Origin of the sequence: Ancylobacter moscoviensis, from assembly GCF_007559435.1 — a bacterium.
Classification (GTDB): domain Bacteria; phylum Pseudomonadota; class Alphaproteobacteria; order Rhizobiales; family Xanthobacteraceae; genus Ancylobacter; species Ancylobacter moscoviensis.
The window spans coordinates 40416-60105 of the sequence record NZ_VMBP01000003.1 but is presented as its reverse complement, the minus strand read 5'-3'; the positions used below and the strand labels follow the sequence as shown (position 1 = coordinate 60105).

Below are 19690 nucleotides of genomic sequence, written 5' to 3'. Positions count from 1 at the left end.
TAGACGCGCGGGCCTTTCCTTTTGCCCGCCGCCGGATAAAACGGATGCACAGCGTTCGAACGCCGTTATTCCGAATCCGGTCCGTGGAATGAATTCCCTCTTCGCCTCCCTGCCGACCACCGTCTTCGAAACCATGTCGCGCCTCGCCCGCGAGCATGACGCGGTCAATCTCGGCCAGGGCTTTCCCGACGATCCCGGTCCGCTCGACGTCCGGCAGAAGGCGGCCGAAGCGATCGTCGACGGCTGGAACCAGTACCCCCCGATGATGGGCACGCCGGAGCTGCGCCATGCCGTGGCGGCGCATTATCGGGCGTGGCAGGGCCTCGACCTCGATCCCGAGAGCGAGGTCATGGTGACGTCCGGCGCGACCGAGGCGATCGCCGGCGCGCTTCTTGCCCTCATCGAGCCGGGCGACGAGGTCGTGCTGTTCCAGCCGCTCTACGACGCCTATCTGCCGCTCGTGCAGCGGGCCGGTGGCGTGCCGCGGCTCGTGCGGCTGGTGCCTCCGCACTGGCGGATCACCGAGGAAGCGCTGGCGCAGGTCTTCTCGCCGCGCACCCGCCTCGTGCTGTTCAACAACCCGCATAATCCCACCGGCCGCGTCTTCGGGCGCGACGAGCTGGATATCCTCGCCCGTTTCTGCACCCGCTCCGGGGCGGTGCTGATCAGCGACGAGGTCTGGGAGCACGTCATCTTCGACGGCCTCTCCCATCATTCGGTGCTGTCGCTGCCGGGGCTGCGCGGGCGGGCGGTGAAGATCGGCTCGGCCGGCAAGATCTTCGGCATGACGGGCTGGAAGGTCGGCTTCGTGTGCGCCGCGCCGGAGCTGATGCGGGCGCTCTCGCGCGCCCACCAGTTCCTCACCTTCACCACGCCGCCGGCGCTTCAGCAGGCGGTGGCCTACGGGCTCGGCAAGGAGCGCGACTGGTTCCTGTCGACCCGCGCCGGGTTGCAGCGCTCGCGCGACCGGCTGGCGCGGGGCCTCGCCGGGCTCGGCTTCAGCGTGCTGCCCTCCGCCGGCACCTACTTCCTCAACGTCGATCTTGCTCCGCTCGATCCCGCCCTGCGCGACGAGGCGTTCTGCCGGCGGCTGGTGGAGCGCGAGCGGGTCGCCGCGATCCCGGTATCGGCGTTCTACGCCGAGCAGCCGGTGGAGAGCGTCATCCGCTTCTGCTTCGCCAAGACGGATGCCACGCTCGACCGGGCGCTGAACCGTCTTTCCGCCGTCGGCGCCGAGCGGCTGGCGGGCACCTCCGCCTCGGATGCATACAAGTAGCGGGTGCTCTCGGGCAAACGCCCGAAATGTGACTATTTTGCCTATTTATTGATCGTTTCTGTCGTTGGGGCGGCCGGGCTGCGGTGAGACCCGGCTTGGTGGGGCCGGGCGCCCGACCTTTGGCATGCCCATTGCTCTTGTTTCCTTCGGCGCGCGGACGGGGGTCCTGCGCGTGAACTCCAGAAGGGAACAACGATGCTCAACCTGTTCACCCAGGCGCGGCGTGCAGCCGGCCGCGCCGCCGTCGGCGCGGCGACGCTCGCGCTGGCCGCGGCCAGCGTGCCCGCTCACGCGCAGGAAACGATCAAGGTCGGCGTGCTGCATTCGCTGTCGGGCACCATGGCCATCAGCGAGACCACGCTGAAGGACACCGTGCTGTTCATGGTTCAGGAGCAGAACGCGAAGGGGGGCGTTCTGGGCAAGAAGCTGGAAGCGGTGGTGGTCGACCCGGCGTCGAACTGGCCGCTCTTCGCCGAGAAGGCGCGCGAGCTGATCGAGAAGGAGAAGGTCGCGGTGGTGTTCGGCTGCTGGACCTCGGTGTCCCGCAAGTCCGTGCTCCCGGTGTTCAAGGAGCTGAACTCCATCCTGTTCTATCCCGTCCAGTACGAGGGCGAGGAGAGCGAGCGCAACGTGTTCTACACCGGCGCCGCCCCGAACCAGCAGGCCATTCCCGCCGTCGACTACCTCATGGAGAACGAGGGCGTGAAGCGCTGGGTGCTCGCCGGCACCGACTACGTCTATCCGCGCACCACCAATAAGATCCTGGAAGCCTATCTGAAGTCCAAGGGCGTCGCCGCCGAGGACATCATGATCAACTACACGCCGTTCGGTCATTCCGACTGGCAGACCATCGTCGCCGACATCAAGAAGTTCGGCTCGGCCGGCAAGAAGACGGCCGTCGTCTCCACCATCAACGGCGACGCCAACGTGCCCTTCTACAAGGAGCTCGGCAACCAGGGCATCAAGGCCACCGACATCCCCGTCGTCGCCTTCTCCGTCGGCGAGGAAGAGCTCGCCGGCATCGACACCAAGCCGCTGGTCGGCCACCTCGCCGCGTGGAACTACTTCCAGTCCGTCGACACGCCGGAGAACGAGGAGTTCATCAAGAAGTGGCGCGGCTACATCAAGAACGACAAGCGCGTCACCAACGACCCGATGGAGGCCACCGTCATCGGCTTCGAGATGTGGGTGAAGGCGGTCGAGAAGGCCGGCACCACCGAGCCGGACAAGGTCATCCCGGCGCTCATCGGCGTCTCCGTGCCGAACCTCTCGGGCGGCTTCTCCACCATGATGCCGAACCACCACATCACCAAGCCGGTGCTCATCGGCGAGATCAAGGATGACGGCCAGTTCGACATCGTCGAGCAGACCCCGGGCCTGATCGTCGCCGAGGAATGGTCGCCCTACCTCGAAGGCTCGAAGGACCTGATCGCCGATTGGCGCTCCCCGCTCAACTGCGGAAACTTCAACGTGAAGACCGGCAAGTGCGGCGGCGCCGGCCAGTGAGGCCGGCTCCCGGGCGGAGTTCGTGACCTCGCCCGGCCTTCCGAACACGACCGGCCGCCCCCGGGCGGCCGGTCCGCGTACCGCCGTCGCCGCCGGAGCCTGCTCCGGCCATCCCCAGCGCCCAATCGACGGACGATGATGATCCCCAGCGCTCGCCTTCGCCGCCTGAGCCGCGTGATGCTCCTCGCGCTCGCCGTGCTGTCCGCCGCCGCGCTGTCGGCCGCCGCCCTCGCCGGGCGCGCCGAGGCGCAGGACGTCGGCGGCGCGCTCGCCCAGCTCGCCACCAACAAGTACGACGACACCGAAGCCGCCCTTTCGGTGCTGGCGCTGAGCGGCGATCCGGCCGCCGTCGGCATCGTCTCGGCGCTCGCCGAGGGCAGGCTGGTCTTCGGCGGCACGCCGCCCCGCGTGTTCATCCAGGGGGAGGGCGGGGCGCTGCTCGATCCGCTCACCCGGCAGCCGGTCGCCGATGCGCCGGCGGTGAAGCCCGTGCGCGTCAACAACCGCGTCCGCCGCGCCATCGAGGCGGCGAGCGGCGCGCTGTCGCTGGTCAGTCCGGATCCCGCGAAGCGGCTGGAGGCGGCGCAGGCCGTCGGCCGCTCGCGCGACGTGGCGGCGCTGCCGGCGCTCGACGCCGTGCTGGCGAAGGAGACCGACCCGAAGGTGAAGTCGGCGCTGGCGCTCGCGCGCGCCTCCATCGTCATCGGTCAGGCCGGCGTGTCCGAGGCCGACCGCATCGCCGCCATCGAGGTGGTGGGCGCGCAGGGCAATCAGGACGCGCTCGCCCTCCTGCGCAGCGTGCCGGCCGACGCCTCGCCGGCGGTGAAGGACGCCGCCGCCGCCGCCATCGCCGGCATCGAGCGCAACCTCGCTTTGTGGGGTGCGGCGCAGAACGTCTGGTACGGCCTGTCGCTCGGCTCGGTGCTGCTGCTCGCCGCCATCGGCCTCGCCATCACCTTCGGCGTGATGGGCGTCATCAACATGGCGCATGGCGAGATGGTGATGCTGGGCGCCTACACCACCTTCGTCGTGCAGGAACTGATCCGCACCCACAATCCCGGCCTGTTCGACTGGTCGCTCATCATCGCCATCCCGCTGGCCTTCCTGTTCACCGGCCTCATCGGCGTGATCATCGAGCGCACCGTCATCCGCTTCCTCTATGGCCGGGCGCTGGAGACGCTGCTCGCCACCTGGGGCATCTCGCTGATCCTGCAGCAGGCGATCCGCACCCTGTTCGGCCCGACCAACCGCGAGGTCGGCGCCCCGAGCTGGATGTCGGGCTCCTTCGAGATCGGCCAGCTCTCCATCACCTATGGCCGGCTCTGGATCATCGTCTTCGCGCTACTGGTCTTCGTCGCCCTGCTGGCCGTGCTGCGGCTCACCCGCATCGGGCTGGAGATGCGCGCGGTGACGCAGAACCGGCGCATGGCCGCCTCCATGGGCATCCGCACCAACTGGGTGGACGCCATGACCTTCGGCCTCGGCTCCGGCATCGCCGGCATGGCGGGTGTGGCGCTGAGCCAGATCGACAACGTCTCGCCGAACCTCGGCCAGAGCTACATCATCGACAGCTTCCTCGTCGTGGTGTTCGGCGGCGTCGGCAATCTCTGGGGCACGCTGGTCGGCGCCATGTCGCTCGGCGTCGCCAACAAGCTGCTGGAGCCCTATGCCGGCGCGGTGCTCGGCAAGATCGCGCTGCTGGTCATCGTCATCCTGTTCATCCAGAAGCGCCCGCGTGGCCTCTTCGCCCTCAAGGGGAGGTCGATCGAAGCATGAGCACGAGCGAAACCCGCCCGCCGGCCCTTCTCACCACCAGTGGCCTCGTCTTCCTCGGCGTGCTCGGCGCCGCGGTGGTGCTCGTGCCGGCGCTCAATCTGCTGACGGCGCCGGACAGTGCCCTGCACGTGCCCACCTATGTCGTCTCGCTGCTCGGCAAGTACCTCACCTATGCGCTGCTCGCCCTCTCGGTGGATCTCATCTGGGGCTATGTCGGCATCCTCTCGCTCGGCCACGGCGCCTTCTTCGCGCTCGGGGGCTACGCGATGGGCATGTACCTCATGCGCCAGATCGGCCCGCGTGGCGTCTATGGCGATCCGGTGCTGCCGGACTTCATGGTGTTCCTCAACTGGAAGGAGCTGCCCTGGTTCTGGTACGGCTTCGACCTGTTCCCCTTCGCCGCGCTGATGGTGCTGCTGGCGCCGGGCATCCTGGCGCTGGTGTTCGGCTGGTTCGCCTTCCGCTCGCGCGTCACCGGCGTCTATCTGTCGATCATCACCCAGGCGATGACCTTCGCCCTGCTGCTGGCCTTCTTCCGCAACGACATGGGCTTCGGCGGCAATAACGGCCTGACCGACTTCAAGGACATTCTCGGCTTCAACATCCAGGCGGATGGCACGCGCGTCGTGCTGTTCGTGCTCTCCGCCGTGGCGCTCGGGCTCGGCTACGTGCTGTGCCGCTTCCTCGTGCGCTCGCATTTCGGCAAGGTGCTGGTCGCCATCCGCGACGCGGAAACCCGCGTGCGCTTCACCGGCTATAGGGCGGAGAACTACAAGCTCGTCGCCTTCGTGGTCTCCGCCATGCTGGCGGGCATCGCCGGCGCGCTCTACGTGCCGCAGGTCGGCATCATCAACCCGTCCGAGTTCTCGCCCGCCAACTCCATCGAGATCATCGTCTGGGTGGCGGTGGGCGGGCGCGGCACGCTGGTCGGCGCGGCGCTGGGGGCGGTGCTGGTGAACTACGCCAAGACCTACTTCACCTCCGGCCTGCTCGCGCCCTACTGGCTGTTCATGCTCGGCGGCCTGTTCGTCGCCGTCACCCTGTTCCTGCCCAAGGGCATCGTCGGCACCTTCTATGACTGGCGGGCCCGCCGCCGGGCGAGCGACGACATTCCCGGCGCCGAGCCGGCCGCCGCGCCGAAGCCGGCCGAGTGAGGGGAAAGCGATGAGCGATACCGAAACGCTGGTCCGGGACATCGAACCCGACGACGGGCTCGGCGCGGCGAAGAAGACGCTGACCGAGGCGCTGCTCTACCTCAACGCCGTGACCGTCACCTTCGACGGCTTCCGTGCGCTGAACGAGCTGTCCTTCACCGTCGATCCCGGCGAGATGCGGGCCATCATCGGCCCGAACGGCGCCGGGAAGACCACGATGATGGACGTGATCACCGGCAAGACCCGCCCCGACAAGGGCGACGTCTTCTTCAACGGCGGCACCACCGACCTGACCCGGCTCGACGAGACCGAGATCGCGACGCTGGGGATCGGCCGCAAGTTCCAGAAGCCGACCGTGTTCGAGAGCCACACCGTCCTCGACAATCTGCGCCTGGCGCTGAAGGGGCAGCGTTCGGCGCTGCCCAACATCTTCCGCCGCGAGACGGCGGCCGAGCGCGAGTGCATCGACGCGATCTTCGAGACCATCCGGCTGACCGAGCATCGCGACCGCCTCGGCGGGGCGCTGTCGCACGGCCAGAAGCAGTGGCTGGAGATCGGCATGCTGCTGGCGCAGGACCCCAAGCTCCTCCTCGTCGACGAGCCTGTCGCCGGCATGACGGATGCCGAGACTGCGCAGACCGCCGAATTGTTGCGCGAGATCAACGCCAACGGGCATTCCGTGGTCGTGGTCGAGCATGACATGACCTTCGTGCGCGATCTCGGCGTCAGGGTCATGTGCCTGCACGAGGGCTCCGTGCTGGCCGAAGGCACGCTCGATCAGGTCAGCGCCAATGAGCGCGTCATCGAAGTCTATCTGGGGCGCTGACGGCATGCTCGAAGTCGACGACATCAACCTGTTCTACGGCGCGGCGCAGGCCCTGCGCGGCGTCTCGCTCACCGCCGAGCCCGGCAAGGTCACCTGCGTGCTCGGGCGCAACGGGGTGGGCAAGACCAGCCTCATGCGCGCCATCGTCGGGCAGGCGCCGGTGGCGAAGGGGGCCATTCGCTTCAACGGCGAGGACATCACCGCCATGGCCCCATCCGAGCGGGCGCGGCGCGGCATCGCCTTCGTGCCGCAGGGGCGCGAGATCTTCCCGCTGCTCACCGTGGCGGAGAATCTGGAGACCGGCTTCGCGCCGGTCAGGCGCGCCGACCGTTTCATCCCCGACGACGTGTTCTCGCTGTTCCCGGTGCTGGATTCGATGATGCGCCGGCGCGGCGGCGACCTGTCGGGCGGTCAGCAGCAGCAGCTCGCCATCGGCCGGGCGCTCACCATGCGGCCGAAGGTGCTGGTTCTGGACGAGCCGACCGAGGGCATCCAGCCCTCGATCATCAAGGATATCGGCAATGCCATCCGCTACTTGCGCAGCAAGGGCGACATGGCCATCGTGCTGGTCGAGCAGTATTTCGACTTCGCCAGGGAACTGGCGGACCATTTCATCGTGATGGAGCGCGGCGCGGTCGTTCTGTCGGGCGACGGCGCCGCACTCGAGGACCCCGATGTACGCAACCGAATTGCCGTTTGAGCCCGCTCCCGCCTCGATCCCGGTCGAGCGGCGGGGGCAGGGGCGGCTCTCGGTCGAGGTTCGGGCGCTGGAAGGGCGCACCGTGCGCGGACGCATCGAGGAGGCCGGCTTCGCCCGCGTCCGCTTCCCGCTTTCCGGCCGTCGCGGCCGCTCGCTGGAAGCGGTGATGATCAACACCGGCGGCGGTCTCGCCGGGGGCGACAGCGCGCAGACCTGCCTGCGCGCGGGGCGCGATGCCCAACTTGTGGTCACGACCCAGGCCGCCGAGAAGGTCTATCGCTCGGATGGCGCGGTCTCGCGCATCGGGGTCGAGCTGGCGGCGGAGGCGGGCGCGTCGCTCGACTGGCTGCCGCAGGCCACCATCGTCTTCGACGGCGCGCGCATCGAGCGCTCCATCGCCGCCGATATCGCGCCGGACGCGCGTCTGCTGCTCGTCGAGCCCGTGGTGCTTGGCCGCACGGCGCGGGGCGAGCGCCTGTCGCACGGCCGGCTTCACGACAGCTGGCGCATCCGCCGCGGCGGGCGTCTGGTCTATGCGGACGGCCTGCAGCTCGACGGCGACATCGCTTCGATGCTCGACCGCCGCGCCACGGCCGGCGGCTGGGCGGCCTTCGCGACCATCCTCCTCTTCGCGCCCGATGCCGAGGGCCGGCTGGAAGCGGTCCGCGAGGCGCTCGGCCTGCCGGACGAACTGCCGGAGAACCTCGACGCCGGCGCCAGTACGTGGGACGGCATGCTCTCCGTCCGCCTGCTGGCCCGCGACGGCGCACCGCTCGATTCCGCCATCCGCCGCGTCGTCGGCGCGCTCGGCGTCGCCGAGATCCCGCGCATCTGGCATTCCTGATGCAAGTACCGTTCGCTTTTGCAGAGCCGGAGACGTACCGATGAATCTGAGCCCGCGCGAGAAGGACAAGCTCCTCGTCGCCATGGCGGCCATGGTGGCCCGCCGCCGCCTCGAGCGCGGCGTGAAGCTGAACCATCCCGAGGCGGTGGCGCTGATCACCGACACGGTGGTGGAGGGCGCGCGCGACGGCCGGACGGTGGCCGAGCTGATGACGCTCGGCACCACCGTGCTCTCGCCCGAGCAGGTGATGCCCGGCGTCGCCGAGATGATCCACGAGATCCAGGTCGAGGCGACCTTCCCAGACGGCACCAAGCTCGTCACCGTGCACGAGCCGATCGCCTCCGCCGGCCACGCGGCCGGCGCGCCGGGCGAGGTGCTGGTGGACGAGGGCGAGATCGAGCTGCTGGCCGGCCGCGAGATCGTCGCCATCACCGTCGCCAACACCGGCGACCGGCCGATCCAGGTCGGCAGCCATTACCACTTCTTCGAGACCAACCCGGCGCTCGCCTTCGAGCGGGAGAAGGCCCGCGGCATGCGCCTCGCCATCCCCTCCGGCACCGCCGTGCGCTTCGAGCCCGGCCAGAGCCGCGAGGTGAAGCTGGTCGCCCTCGCCGGCAAGCGGGAGGTCTACGGCTTCCGCCAGGACGTGATGGGCGCGCTGTGACGCGCTGAACGCGGCCCGCCCTTCGCCCCGCCTCCCGCCCTTCGCCCGAACGGATCGTCTCGAACGGAATTCCCCATGTCCATCAAGATTTCCCGCGCCGCCTATGCCGACATGTTCGGCCCGACCACCGGCGACCGCGTCCGTCTCGCCGACACCTCGCTCGTCATCGAGGTGGAGAAGGACCTCACCGTCTATGGCGAGGAGGTGAAGTTCGGCGGCGGCAAGACCATCCGCGACGGCATGGGCCAGTCGCAGGTGACGCGCGCCCAGGGCGCCGTCGACACGGTGATCACCAACGCGCTGATCCTCGATCACTGGGGCGTCGTGAAGGCCGACATCGGCCTGCGCGACGGGCGCATCGCCGCCATCGGCAAGGCCGGTAACCCGGACATCCAGCCCGGCGTCGACATCGTCATCGGCGCCTCGACCGAGGTCATCGCCGGCGAGGGCAAGATCGTCACCGCCGGCGGCTTCGACAGCCATATCCATTTCATCTGCCCGCAGCAGATCGAGCACGCGCTGATGAGCGGCGTCACCACCATGCTGGGCGGGGGCACCGGCCCGGCGGCGGGCACCAACGCCACCACCTGCACGCCGGGCGCCTGGCACATCGAGATGATGCTGCGCGCCTTCGACAGCTTCCCGGTCAACCTCGCCATCTCCGGCAAGGGCAACGTCTCGCTGCCCGGCCCGCTGGTGGAGATGATCGAGGCCGGCGCCTGCTCGCTGAAGCTGCACGAGGACTGGGGCACCACCCCGGCGGCGATCGACAACTGCCTGTCGGTGGCCGACGACTACGACATCCAGGTGATGATCCACACCGACACGCTCAACGAGAGCGGCTTCGTCGAGGACACCGTCGCCGCCTTCAAGGGCCGCACCATCCACGCCTTCCACACCGAGGGCGCCGGCGGCGGCCACGCGCCGGACATCATGAAGGTGGTCGGCCTGCCGAACGTGCTGCCGTCCTCCACCAACCCGACGCGGCCCTTCACCGTGAACACGCTCGACGAGCATCTCGACATGCTCATGGTGTGCCATCACCTCGATCCGCTGATCGCCGAGGATCTCGCCTTCGCCGAGAGCCGCATCCGCAAGGAGACCATCGCGGCCGAGGACATCCTGCACGATCTCGGCGCGATCTCGATGATGAGCTCGGACAGCCAGGCCATGGGCCGGCTGGGCGAGGTGATCACCCGCACCTGGCAGACCGCGCACAAGATGAAGCTCCAGCGCGGCCGGCTGCCGGGCGATACCGAGCGCAACGATAATGCGCGGGCCAAGCGCTACATCGCGAAATACACCATCAACCCCGCCATCGCTCATGGCGTGTCGCGCCATATCGGCTCGGTGGAGAAGGGCAAGCTGGCCGATCTCGTCGTCTGGTCGCCGGTCTTCTTCGGCACCAAGCCGGACATGGTGATCAAGGGCGGCGCCATCGTCGCCGCGCAGATGGGCGATCCCAACGCCTCGATCCCGACCCCGCAGCCGGTGCATTACCGCCCGATGTGGGGCGCCTATGGCAAGGCGCGGACGGCGACCAGCCTCACCTTCGTCTCCCGCGCGGCGGCGGAGCTCGACGTCGGCGGCCGGCTCGGGCTCGAGAAGTCCGTCGTGGCGGTGGAGAACGTGCGCGGGGGCATCGGCAAGGCGTCGATGATTCACAATGGCGCGACGCCGCAGCTGGAGATCGACCCGGAAACCTATGAGGTGCGGGCGGATGGCGAGCTGCTGACCTGCGCGCCGGCGACAGAGCTGCCCATGGCGCAGCGCTACTTCCTGTTCTAAGGATCGGGGTTCAGGCTGCGCGCCAGCCGAAGCCTTGCTCCGAAGGAGACCATCATGATCCGTGCCCGTCAGGTTCTGCCCGCTGGTAGCTGGGACGTCGCGACCGCCGCTGATCGCGTCGTGCTGCCTCATGACGGGCGCTATCGCCGGCGCATCGCCATGCGCGGCGAGGGCGATGTCGCCTTCCTGCTGGACCTCGACGAGGCCACGCGGCTGAAGGACGGCGACGGGCTGGCGCTGGAGGACGGGCGCACCGTCGCGGTGGTCGCGGCCGAGGAGCCGGTGGCGGAGATCGTGGCCCGCGACGCCCATCATCTCGCCCGCCTCGCCTGGCACCTGGGCAACCGCCATGTGCCCGCCGAGCTGCTGGCCGACCGCATCCGCATCGCCCGCGACAGCGTGCTGGAGGAGATGGCGCGCGGCCTCGGCGCGAGCGTGGACGTGGTGGAAGCGGCCTTCGAGCCGGAGGGCGGCGCCTACGAGGCCGCCGAGGCGCACGGCCATCACCACGAGCATGATCACCACCACGGCGAGGCGTGCGGCTGCGGCCACGATCATCACGATCACGACCACCATCATGGTCACGAGCATCATGACCATCACGGCCATGAGCACGGGCACGAGCATGGTCATAAGGCCCGCGAGCGCGACCTGCTGCACGTCCATGGCGAGGGCCATGGTCACGAGCATGCCCATGAGCACGGCCATGAACACGCCCACGAGCACGGCCACGCCTGCGGTTGCGGCCATGACCACAGCCATGATCAGCACGGCCACGATCACGAGCATCACGACCACGAGCACCACGGTCATGAGCATCATGGCCATGGCCACCGGCACGGCCACTAGGATACGGGATGAGCGAGGCCGCCACAGCGCCGGGAGGCGCCTCGCCCGATCTGCTGGCGCTCTTCGTCTGGCTGTCGCCGGCCTATCCGGTCGGCGCCTTCGCCTATTCGCACGGTCTCGAATGGGCCGTCGAGACGCAGGACATCCGTGACGTCGCGTCGCTGATCGGCTGGGTCGACGACCTCCTGCGCCATGGCGGGCCGTTCGCCGATGCCGTTCTGCTGGCCCATGCGTTCCATGCCGTGGAGGCCGGAGACGAGCCCCGCCTCGTCGAGGTGCTGGAGCTGGCAGCCGCCTTCGCGCCATCGCGGGAGCGGCAGATGGAGACGCTCAACCAGGGCGATGCCTTCGTCACGGCGACCCGCGCTGCCTGGCCCGCGCCGATATTCGAGCGGCTGGCGGCCATCTGGGACGGGCGCGTGGCCTATCCGGTGGCGGTGGGCATCGCCGCCGCCGCCCATGGCCTGCCGCTGGCGCCGACACTGGCGGCCTATCTCAACGCCGTGGCGGCGAACCTCATCTCGGCGGCGGTTCGCCTCGTGCCGCTCGGCCAGACCGATGGCAACAAGGCGCTCGCCGCCGCGACGGCCGCCGTGCGCGAGGTCGCGCGGCTGGCGGACGCGGTGCCGCTGGAGCGGATCGGCGGCGCGGCGCTCAGGTCCGACATTGCATCCATGCGTCACGAGACGCAGTACACGCGGCTGTTCCGCAGCTGAAGGCAAGGGGGAGTTTCATGGCGGGAGGTTCCATGGCGAGCGAGACCAGCGGCCCGCTCCGGGTCGGCATCGGCGGCCCCGTCGGCTCGGGCAAGACGGCGCTGATGGAGGCGCTGTGCCGGGCCTTCCGCGACCGCTACGACCTGTGCGCCATCACCAACGACATCTACACCAAGGAGGATGCCGAAATCCTCACCCGCGCCGGCGCGCTGCCGGCTGAGCGCATCATGGGCGTGGAGACGGGCGGCTGCCCGCACACCGCCATCCGCGAGGACGCCTCCGCCAATCTGGCCGCCATCGCGGAGATGCGCGGGCGTTTCCCGAAGCTGGACCTCATCCTCATCGAATCCGGCGGCGACAACCTCGCCGCGACCTTTTCGCCCGAGCTCGCCGACCTCACCATCTACGTCATAGACGTTTCCGCCGGCGAGAAGATCCCGCGCAAGGGCGGTCCCGGCATCACCCGTTCGGATCTTCTGGTGATCAACAAGGTGGACCTCGCCCCGCTGGTCGGCGCCTCGCTGGAGGTGATGGACCGGGATTCGCGCCGGATGCGCGGCCGCCGGCCGTTCGTCTTCGCCAATGTGCGGGCGGGCGACGGCGTCGCGGAGGTGGCGCGCTTCATCGTGGAGACCGGCGGTCTCGCCGAGAGCCCGGCCGAAGCCGCGGCGCACTGACCGGAGCGGAGTACTTCTAGACTCCCGCTCGGCGATGCGCTGGTATACGGGAATATCGGCCTTGCCGTGGGGGCCTGGCCGGGTCTGAGCGGGTCCAGCACCTTCTCTTCGCGTTGGTCCTCACGCTGCTGCCGACCCACCGGGTGTGCGATGGCATTTCCGACGCCGGACAACGAGGCCGAACGGCTGGCCGAGCTGCATGCGCTGGAGATTCTCGATACGGGAGCCTCCACCGCGCTGGACCGGGTGTGCATGCTCGCCCGCGAGATGCTGGGCGTGCCCTGCGTCGCCGTCGGGCTGGTCGACCGCGACCGGCAATGGTTCAAGGCGAAGGCGGGCATCGACTGGGAAGGCACGTCGCGCGAGCATTCCTTCAGCACCTGGACCATCATGTCGTCCGAGGTGATGGTCGTGCCGGATGCGAGCCGGGATCCTCGCTTCACCCAGAACATCTTCGTCACCGGCGAACCGCATATCCGCTTCTACGCCGGCGTTCCGCTGGCCCTGCGGGCGGGTCTCAATATCGGCTCGCTGTGCCTGTGGGGGCCGGAGCCGCGCACGCTGACGGATTTCGAGATCGAGCTGATCTCGCATCTGGCGAGCGTGATCGTCGACCAGTTCCGGCTGCACGAGGCGACGCGGCGCACCAAGCGCGAGCTCGACCATCGGCGGATCAGCCAGAGCCTTCTGGAAATGCAGAGCCGCGAGCTATGGCGGCGTCAGAGTCTGCTCGCGCAGACCGAGCGGCTGGCCCGCATCGGTGGTTGGGAGTTCGACGTGGCGACCGAGCGCCTGAGCTGGTCCGACGGCGTCTATCGCATCTACGGGCTGGCGCCGGGCGTCGAGACCGACATGCAGGTGGCCTTGTCGCACTTCCCGCCGGAGGCGCGGCATCATTTCCAGAAGAAGTTCGAGACGGCCCTGCGCAACCGCGAGCCCTTCGACATCGAGCTGCCCTTCGTCGACGCCCTCGGCAACCATCGCCTGGTGCGCAAGTCCTGTCAGGTGGAGACCGAGGCCGGGCAGGTCGTCCGGGCCTTCGGCATCCTGCAGGACGTGACCGAGCAGAAGGAGACCGAGCAGCGCATGTGGCACATGGCCAATCATGACGCGCTGACCGGTCTGCCGAACCGCGGTCTGATGCGGGAGCGCCTGGAGGCGGCGTTGCGCCGCTCGCGCCGTTCGCACCGCCATGTCGGGGTGCTGCTGGTCGATCTCGACCAGTTCAAGGACGTCAACGACACGCTCGGCCACGACGCCGGCGACGCGCTGCTGATCGAGGCGGCAAGGCGGCTCACCGCCTGCGTCGGCGAGGTCGATACGGTGGCGCGGCTCGGCGGCGACGAGTTCATCGTGCTACTCAACCGCATCGACACTGCTACCGATGCTACCGTTGCAGCCCAGCGCCTCCTAACCACCCTCCGCCAACCTTTTAGTTATCGGCGGACGGCGCTTTCTTGCCGTGGTAGCATTGGAGTAGCAGTTGCGCCCGATCACGGCACCGATCCCTCGACATTGCTCAAGAATGCCGACATCGCACTGTATCGCGCGAAGGCGGCGGGGCGGGGGGTGGCTGTCGAATATGACACGCGGATGCAGCAGGCCACCGAGCAGCGCATCCAGCTCTACACCCGCGTCCGGGTCGCGCTGGAGAATGGCGAGTTCCAGCCCTACTACCAGCCGAAAGTGTCGCTGCGCACCGGCGCCATCGTCGGCTTCGAGGCGCTGATGCGCTGGCGGCACCCGCGGCGCGGGCTGCTCGGCCCGCAGGAGTTCGGGCAGGCCTTCGACGACCCCGATCTCGCCGGCATCATCGGCGAGCGCCTGCTGGCGCTGACGACGCGGGACATGGCGGGCTGGGTCGCGCAGGGGTGCGAATTCGGCCATGTCGCCATCAATGTCGCCTCGTCGGAGTTCATCCGCGGCGGGCTCGCCGAACGGGTCCTCGCGGCGCTCGACAGCTCGCGCATCCAGCCCGAAAGGCTCGCCATCGAGGTGACGGAGACCGTGTTCCTCGGCAGGGGGACGGAGACGGTGCGGCACAGCCTGCAATCGTTGAACCATGCCGGCGTGCGCATCGCGCTGGACGATTTCGGCACCGGCTACGCCTCGCTCTCGCACCTCAAGCAGTTCCCGGTCGACCGCATCAAGATCGACCGCTCCTTCGTGCACGACATCGAGCACGACATCGACGACGCGGCCATCGTACGCGCGGTGATCCATCTCGGGCAGAGCCTTGGCATCGAGACGGTCGCGGAAGGTGTCGAGACGGTCGCACAGGCGTCCTATCTGCGCGCCAATGGTTGCGATCTGGCGCAGGGCTTCCTCTATTCCAAGGCCCTGCCGCCCTCGCGGATTCCCGCCCTGCTGCGGGCCTGGAACCCCGCCGACGTGGTGGCGCCCGGCAACGCCGCCGCCGTGGTGAGCGTCGCCGGCTGACGCGGCGGTGCGCGGGGGGAACACCATCCCGGCGAATCCTCTGGTATGATCAGCCGGCTTGGGACGGGGATTCCACCAGATGAAGTCAGTGAGTGCGGGCCGGAGCGGACGGGACGCGCCGCTTTATGCCCGAGGCGGTCTGCGTCTTCCCGACCGGATCGTCGAATTGTTCGATGCCGGCAGCCGCTCCGACCGCCATGCGTGTCTCTTCCTCGTGCTGCTGTGCCTCGCCGCCCTGCTGCCGGGTTTCTTCTCGCTGCCTCCTGTGGACCGCGACGAGGCGCGCTTTGCCGAGATCACCCGTCAGATGGTGGAAACCGGCAATCTCGCCGAAACCCGTCTGGGCTGGGAAGGAAAGCGGACGCGGGCCTTCGGCCAGCACTGGGTCCAGGGGGCGATCGTCGCGGCGGCGGACGCCGTCGGCGTGCCATCGGCGATGCAGCGGATCTGGTTCTACCGGCTTCCGTCGCTGCTCGCCGCCATTGCCGCCGTTCTGCTGACCTATTGGGCCGCACTGGCCTTTACCGGGCGGCGGGCGGCGCTGTTCGCCGGCAGTCTCCTGGCCGGCAGCGTGGCGCTCGGCGTGGCGGGGCGTCTGGCCGTACCGGAAGCCGCGCTGCTCGCGGCCATCGCGGCGATGATGGGGGCGATGGGACGGCTCTACCTGGCCGAGCGCCATGTTGCCTTCCGTGATGCCTCTGCCCTCGATGTTTCGGCGCGCCACGACGCCGCGCCCGATGACGTCACCGGCAGACAGCGGGACCGGAGACTGGCCCTGATCTTCGGGGGAGGTCTGGCGTTCGGGCTGTTCGCCAAGGGCCTGCTGACCCCGCTTTACGTGGTGCTGCCGCTCGTCGCGCTCGTCGCCGTCGACCGCTCGGCGCGTTTTCTCCGCCGGGTGCGATCGATGGGGGGACTGGCCCTTATCGTCGCCGTGGCCGTGGGATGGTTCCTGCTGCGGCGCTACGGGGCGTTCGACACGCAGGAGGGGCTGGTCGCCCGGACGCTGCTCGGCCGCGTCGCATCGGACTATCAGGGCTTCAGCGGCTTGCCGGGAGTCTATTTCCTGCTGTTCTGGGGGCTGTTCTGGCCGGCCGCGCCGCTCGCCGCGCTCGCCGCGCCCATCGTGTGGAGGGCCCGCCGGCTGGGTTCGGTGCGCTTCCTGCTCGCCTGGGTCCTGCCGGCCTGGCTGCTGTTCGAGCTGCTGCCGACCAAGGTGCCGGCCTATGTGGTTCCGACCCTGCCAGCGATCGCGATCCTCGTCGCTCTCGCGGTGGAACGGGGCGCGCTGGCGCTCGGCAACACGAAGCTGGCGCGGCTGCTCTGGCTGTGGCCGCTGATCGGCGCGGTCATCGCCGTGGCCGCCCTGCTCGGCCTCGCCGTGCTCGACCGCACGACGAGCGTGCTTGCCTGGCCGCTGCTGCTCATCGGCTTCTTCGCGCTGGTCATCGCGGCCGGCTCTGTGCGGGAATACGGCATTGAGAAATCGGCGCTGGTGGCCATTGTCGGCATGCTCGTGTCCGGCTTTGGCGTGATGCAGCTCGTCTTGCCGCGGATCGAAAGCTTCTGGCTGTCGCCGCGCCTCGTCGCCGTGGCGGCGCAGGAGCGCTGCGCCGTCCAGAGCGGGAGCATTCAGGTCGGGGCGGCCGGGTATGACGAGCCGAGCCTCGCCTTCCTGCTGCCGACGGCCCCACGCTATTTCGACGGGGCGGGGGCGGCCGATTTCCTCAAGGCGGGAGGCTGCCGCATCGTCTTCGTCGAGCGGCGGCAGGAAGCGCGTTTCGCCCGCCGGGCGGAGGCGCTGGGCCTGCGCATCCAGCGCGGCGCGGACATACGCGGCTTCGACTATAACGGCCTGCGCGAGATGCGGCTGACGCCCTATCGCAGCGGTTCCTAGGGCATTCCCGAGCGAACGCCCGGAACCGCTGCCGGCTTTCAGCGCGCCGTCGCGAGCACGGCAAGGCCGCGTTCGAGGTCGGCGATGAGGTCCGCCGGGTCTTCCAGCCCGATATGAAGCCGCACGCCGGGGCCTCCCGGCGCCCAGCGCGTGGCGGTGCGATAGCTGGAGCAGTCGAACGGGATGGCGAGGCTCTCGAAGCCGCCCCAGCTATAGCCGAGGCCGAACAGGTCGAGGCTGTCGAGGAACGCATCGACCGCCGCCTTGGGCGTGGGCTGCAGGATGATGCTGAACAGGCCCGAGGCGCCCTTGAAGTCACGCTTCCAGAGCTCATGACCGGGACCGCCGGGCAGGGCGGGATGCAGAACCCGCAGCACTTCCGGCCGGCCGGCCAGCCATTCGGCTACCGTGATGGCGGATTGCTGGTGGCGGGCGAGGCGCACGCCCATGGTGCGCAGCCCGCGCGCGGCGAGGAAGGCATCTTCCGGCGCCACGGTGATGCCGAGGTCGCCATGGGTGAGATGCACGCGCCGGAAGGCGCGGTCATTGGCGGAGATCGTGCCGATGTTGAGGTCCGAATGGCCGCCGAGATATTTGGTGCCGGCCTGGATCGAGATGTCGACGCCGAAATCGTGCGGCCGGAAGAAGAGCGGCGTCGCCCAGGTGTTGTCCATCAGCGTGAACAGGCCGTGCTGCGCCGCGACGGCCACGATGGCCGGCACGTCCTGGATTTCGAAGGATTGCGAGCCGGGCGATTCGAGGAAGATGGCGCGCGTGTTCGGCCGGACGAGATCGGCGATGCCGCCGGCTATGAGCGGATCGTAATAGGTGGTCTCGATGCCGTAGCGCCGGAGGATCTCGTTGCACACGCGGCGCGTGGGCTGATAGGCGCTGTCGACCATGAGCAGGTGGTCGCCGGCCTCGAGAACCGAGAGCAGGGCGAGGCTGACGGCGGAGAGGCCGGAAGGGGTGAGCACCACGCCCGCGCCGCCTTCGAGCCCGGCCAGCGCGACCTCGAGCCCCTCCAGCGTCGGGTTGCCGCGCCGGCCATAGGTGTAGCGGCCGGTATGGCCCTCCAGATCGGCGACGGTGGGGGAGAGCACGGTCGAGCCGCGGACGACCGGGGTATTCACGAAGCCGTCAAAACGCTGCGGGTCGCGGCCGGCGGTGACGAGTTCCGTATCGACGGAGTACCTGCGGGCGTTCGAGCCTTCTGGTTGTTTTACCATTCCTAATGCCTGTTCACGCGTTCAGCCGAAGGTCGATTGAGAGAGGACGGGAGGGCCGGCGTCAAGCGCTTGACCGGACCCGTTTGCGGCGTTCTGATGACGTCCGCGTCTGGCGCGGCGGAGAGAGGGGTCGATCCGCCGCTACCGTCAGACGAAGGAAGTAGGCATGCTCCGCTCCCTCACCGTCGTCACGGCATGCGAATTGCTTTTCCTTTCGCCCGTGCTGTCCGCGCCGTCGCGGCGAGTACGTCAGCTCAAATCCGAATGAAGAAGGCTGCCATCATGAAACGCCTCCTCTCCACGTTCGCCCTCGCGGGGGCCTTCGGGCTCTGCGCCGCCGGCGCGCAGGCCGCGACCAAGCTCGATCAGGTGAAGGCCAAGGGCTTCGTCCAGTGCGGTGTCAGCCAGGGCCTGCCCGGCTTCTCGTCGCCCGACGACAAGGGCAGCTGGACCGGCCTGGACGTGGACTTCTGCCGCGCCGTCGCCTCCGCGATCTTCAACGATCCCACCAAGGTCAAGTTCACGCCGCTCTCGGCCAAGGATCGCTTCACCGCGCTGCAGTCCGGCGACATCGACATCCTGTCGCGCAACACGACCTGGACGATCACCCGCGACACCTCGCTGGGCCTGAATTTCACCGGCGTCACCTATTATGACGGCCAGGGCTTCATGATCCGCAAGGACAAGAAGGTGAACTCGGCCCTGGAGCTCTCCGGCGCCTCGGTCTGCACGCAGACCGGCACGACGACCGAGCAGAACCTCGCCGACTATTTCCGCGCCAACAACATGACCTACGAGGTCATCGCCTTCGCGACCAATGACGAGGTGGTCAAGGCCTACGACGCCGGCCGCTGCGACGTGCTCACCACCGATCGTTCCGGCCTCGCCGGCGAGCGCCTGAAGCTCACCAACCCCGACGACCACGTCGTGCTGCCGGAGATCATCTCCAAGGAGCCGCTCGGCCCGGTGGTCGCCCATGGCGACGACCAGTGGTTCGACATCGTGAAGTGGGTGCTCTTCGCCCAGATCAACGCCGAGGAGCTCGGCGTGACCTCCAAGAACGTCGAGGAGCAGCAGAAGTCCGCGACCAACCCGGAGATCAAGCGCCTGCTCGGCACCGAGGGCAAGTTCGGCGAGGGCATGGGCATCGGCAACGACTGGGCCTTCCAGATCGTCAAGGGCGTGGGCAATTACGGCGAGATGTACGACCGCAACGTCGGCCCCGCCACGCCACTGAAGCTCGAGCGCGGCGCCAATGCGCTGTGGACCAAGGGCGGCCAGCAGTACGGCATGCCGATCCGCTGACGCTTTTCTGACGGGCTCCCGGCGAAGGCCGGGGGCTCCTTCTT

General features: G+C 68.8%; 16 protein-coding genes. 15 read left to right on the top strand and 1 reads right to left on the bottom strand.

The features are described 5' to 3' along the window. Positions 1-88 precede the first annotated feature (88 nt). From FO470_RS10395 to FO470_RS10330, 14 genes are all read left to right on the top strand, one after another. Positions 89-1276 carry an aminotransferase gene (locus tag FO470_RS10395; RefSeq protein ID WP_144342900.1) on the top strand — a complete coding sequence of 396 codons (1188 nt, stop codon included), beginning with the start codon at positions 89-91 and terminating at the stop codon, positions 1274-1276. A 195-nt stretch (positions 1277-1471) separates the two neighbouring features. Further along, positions 1472-2782, top strand: a complete 1311-nt coding sequence (urtA, locus tag FO470_RS10390; protein ID WP_144342899.1) for an urea ABC transporter substrate-binding protein — start codon at positions 1472-1474, stop codon at positions 2780-2782. A 177-nt stretch (positions 2783-2959) separates the two neighbouring features. Next, positions 2960-4558: an urea ABC transporter permease subunit UrtB gene (gene urtB, locus FO470_RS10385; protein WP_144342898.1), complete on the top strand. Its 1599-nt coding sequence runs from the start codon at positions 2960-2962 to the stop codon at positions 4556-4558. Then, positions 4555-5712 (top strand): urea ABC transporter permease subunit UrtC, encoded by a 1158-nt coding sequence (gene urtC / locus FO470_RS10380; protein WP_144342897.1) that lies wholly within the window; start codon positions 4555-4557, stop codon positions 5710-5712. Before urtB ends, urtC begins: the two co-directional genes overlap by 4 nt. A gap of 10 nt (positions 5713-5722) precedes the next feature. Next, on the top strand, positions 5723-6538 hold the full coding sequence (gene urtD, locus FO470_RS10375; RefSeq protein ID WP_246659549.1) for an urea ABC transporter ATP-binding protein UrtD: 816 nt from the start codon (positions 5723-5725) through the stop codon (positions 6536-6538). A gap of 4 nt (positions 6539-6542) precedes the next feature. After that, entirely contained in the window at positions 6543-7238 is a 696-nt protein-coding gene (urtE, locus tag FO470_RS10370) for an urea ABC transporter ATP-binding subunit UrtE (RefSeq protein ID WP_144342896.1), read from the top strand. Next, positions 7213-8082 (top strand): urease accessory protein UreD, encoded by an 870-nt coding sequence (locus FO470_RS10365; protein WP_144342895.1) that lies wholly within the window; start codon positions 7213-7215, stop codon positions 8080-8082. Before urtE ends, FO470_RS10365 begins: the two co-directional genes overlap by 26 nt. Before the next feature lie 40 nt (positions 8083-8122). Then, the gene (locus FO470_RS10360) at positions 8123-8746 is read left to right on the top strand and encodes an urease subunit gamma (RefSeq protein ID WP_144342894.1); all 624 of its coding nucleotides are present in this window, start codon (positions 8123-8125) and stop codon (positions 8744-8746) included. Between the two features lie 75 nt (positions 8747-8821). Next, positions 8822-10534, top strand: coding sequence for an urease subunit alpha (gene ureC, locus FO470_RS10355; RefSeq protein ID WP_144342893.1), 1713 nt, complete (start codon positions 8822-8824; stop codon positions 10532-10534). Positions 10535-10588: 54 nt separating this feature from the next. Further along, entirely contained in the window at positions 10589-11383 is a 795-nt protein-coding gene (locus FO470_RS10350; protein WP_144342892.1) for an urease accessory protein UreE, read from the top strand. An 8-nt stretch (positions 11384-11391) separates the two neighbouring features. Continuing rightward, entirely contained in the window at positions 11392-12099 is a 708-nt protein-coding gene (locus FO470_RS10345; RefSeq protein ID WP_144342891.1) for an urease accessory protein UreF, read from the top strand. Between the two features lie 32 nt (positions 12100-12131). Continuing rightward, a complete protein-coding gene (gene ureG, locus FO470_RS10340; RefSeq protein ID WP_144342890.1) occupies positions 12132-12776 on the top strand; it encodes an urease accessory protein UreG in 645 nt (214 codons plus the stop codon). 150 nt (positions 12777-12926) lie between these two features. After that, positions 12927-15215 carry a putative bifunctional diguanylate cyclase/phosphodiesterase gene (locus FO470_RS10335; RefSeq protein ID WP_144342889.1) on the top strand — a complete coding sequence of 763 codons (2289 nt, stop codon included), beginning with the start codon at positions 12927-12929 and terminating at the stop codon, positions 15213-15215. Positions 15216-15294: 79 nt separating this feature from the next. Continuing rightward, entirely contained in the window at positions 15295-17112 is a 1818-nt protein-coding gene (locus tag FO470_RS10330; RefSeq protein ID WP_144342888.1) for an ArnT family glycosyltransferase, read from the top strand. Between the two features lie 38 nt (positions 17113-17150). Here FO470_RS10330 and metC read toward each other — a convergent pair whose 3' ends face one another. Continuing rightward, a complete protein-coding gene (metC, locus tag FO470_RS10325) occupies positions 17151-18341 on the bottom strand; it encodes a cystathionine beta-lyase (RefSeq protein WP_144342887.1) in 1191 nt (396 codons plus the stop codon). A 282-nt stretch (positions 18342-18623) separates the two neighbouring features. On the opposite strand from metC, the gene FO470_RS10320 reads away from it, so the two are divergent. Next, positions 18624-19646, top strand: coding sequence for an amino acid ABC transporter substrate-binding protein (locus tag FO470_RS10320; protein WP_186291920.1), 1023 nt, complete (start codon positions 18624-18626; stop codon positions 19644-19646). Positions 19647-19690: the final 44 nt, after the last annotated feature.

Excerpts from the sequence above, each read along its gene's own strand:
- FO470_RS10320 (WP_186291920.1), top strand. The coding sequence starts at position 18,624 with ATGAAACGCCTCCTCTCCACGTTCGCCCTCGCGGGGGCCTTCGGGCTC.
- metC (WP_144342887.1), bottom strand. The coding sequence starts at position 18,341 with ATGGTAAAACAACCAGAAGGCTCGAACGCCCGCAGGTACTCCGTCGAT.
- FO470_RS10395 (WP_144342900.1), top strand. The coding sequence starts at position 89 with ATGAATTCCCTCTTCGCCTCCCTGCCGACCACCGTCTTCGAAACCATG.
- ureG (WP_144342890.1), top strand. The coding sequence starts at position 12,132 with ATGGCGAGCGAGACCAGCGGCCCGCTCCGGGTCGGCATCGGCGGCCCC.
- ureC (WP_144342893.1), top strand. The coding sequence starts at position 8,822 with ATGTCCATCAAGATTTCCCGCGCCGCCTATGCCGACATGTTCGGCCCG.
- urtD (WP_246659549.1), top strand. The coding sequence starts at position 5,723 with ATGAGCGATACCGAAACGCTGGTCCGGGACATCGAACCCGACGACGGG.
- FO470_RS10350 (WP_144342892.1), top strand. The coding sequence starts at position 10,589 with ATGATCCGTGCCCGTCAGGTTCTGCCCGCTGGTAGCTGGGACGTCGCG.
- FO470_RS10365 (WP_144342895.1), top strand. The coding sequence starts at position 7,213 with ATGTACGCAACCGAATTGCCGTTTGAGCCCGCTCCCGCCTCGATCCCG.
- FO470_RS10335 (WP_144342889.1), top strand. The coding sequence starts at position 12,927 with ATGGCATTTCCGACGCCGGACAACGAGGCCGAACGGCTGGCCGAGCTG.
- urtA (WP_144342899.1), top strand. The coding sequence starts at position 1,472 with ATGCTCAACCTGTTCACCCAGGCGCGGCGTGCAGCCGGCCGCGCCGCC.
- FO470_RS10360 (WP_144342894.1), top strand. The coding sequence starts at position 8,123 with ATGAATCTGAGCCCGCGCGAGAAGGACAAGCTCCTCGTCGCCATGGCG.
- urtE (WP_144342896.1), top strand. The coding sequence starts at position 6,543 with ATGCTCGAAGTCGACGACATCAACCTGTTCTACGGCGCGGCGCAGGCC.
- urtC (WP_144342897.1), top strand. The coding sequence starts at position 4,555 with ATGAGCACGAGCGAAACCCGCCCGCCGGCCCTTCTCACCACCAGTGGC.
- FO470_RS10330 (WP_144342888.1), top strand. The coding sequence starts at position 15,295 with ATGAAGTCAGTGAGTGCGGGCCGGAGCGGACGGGACGCGCCGCTTTAT.
- FO470_RS10345 (WP_144342891.1), top strand. The coding sequence starts at position 11,392 with ATGAGCGAGGCCGCCACAGCGCCGGGAGGCGCCTCGCCCGATCTGCTG.
- urtB (WP_144342898.1), top strand. The coding sequence starts at position 2,960 with ATGCTCCTCGCGCTCGCCGTGCTGTCCGCCGCCGCGCTGTCGGCCGCC.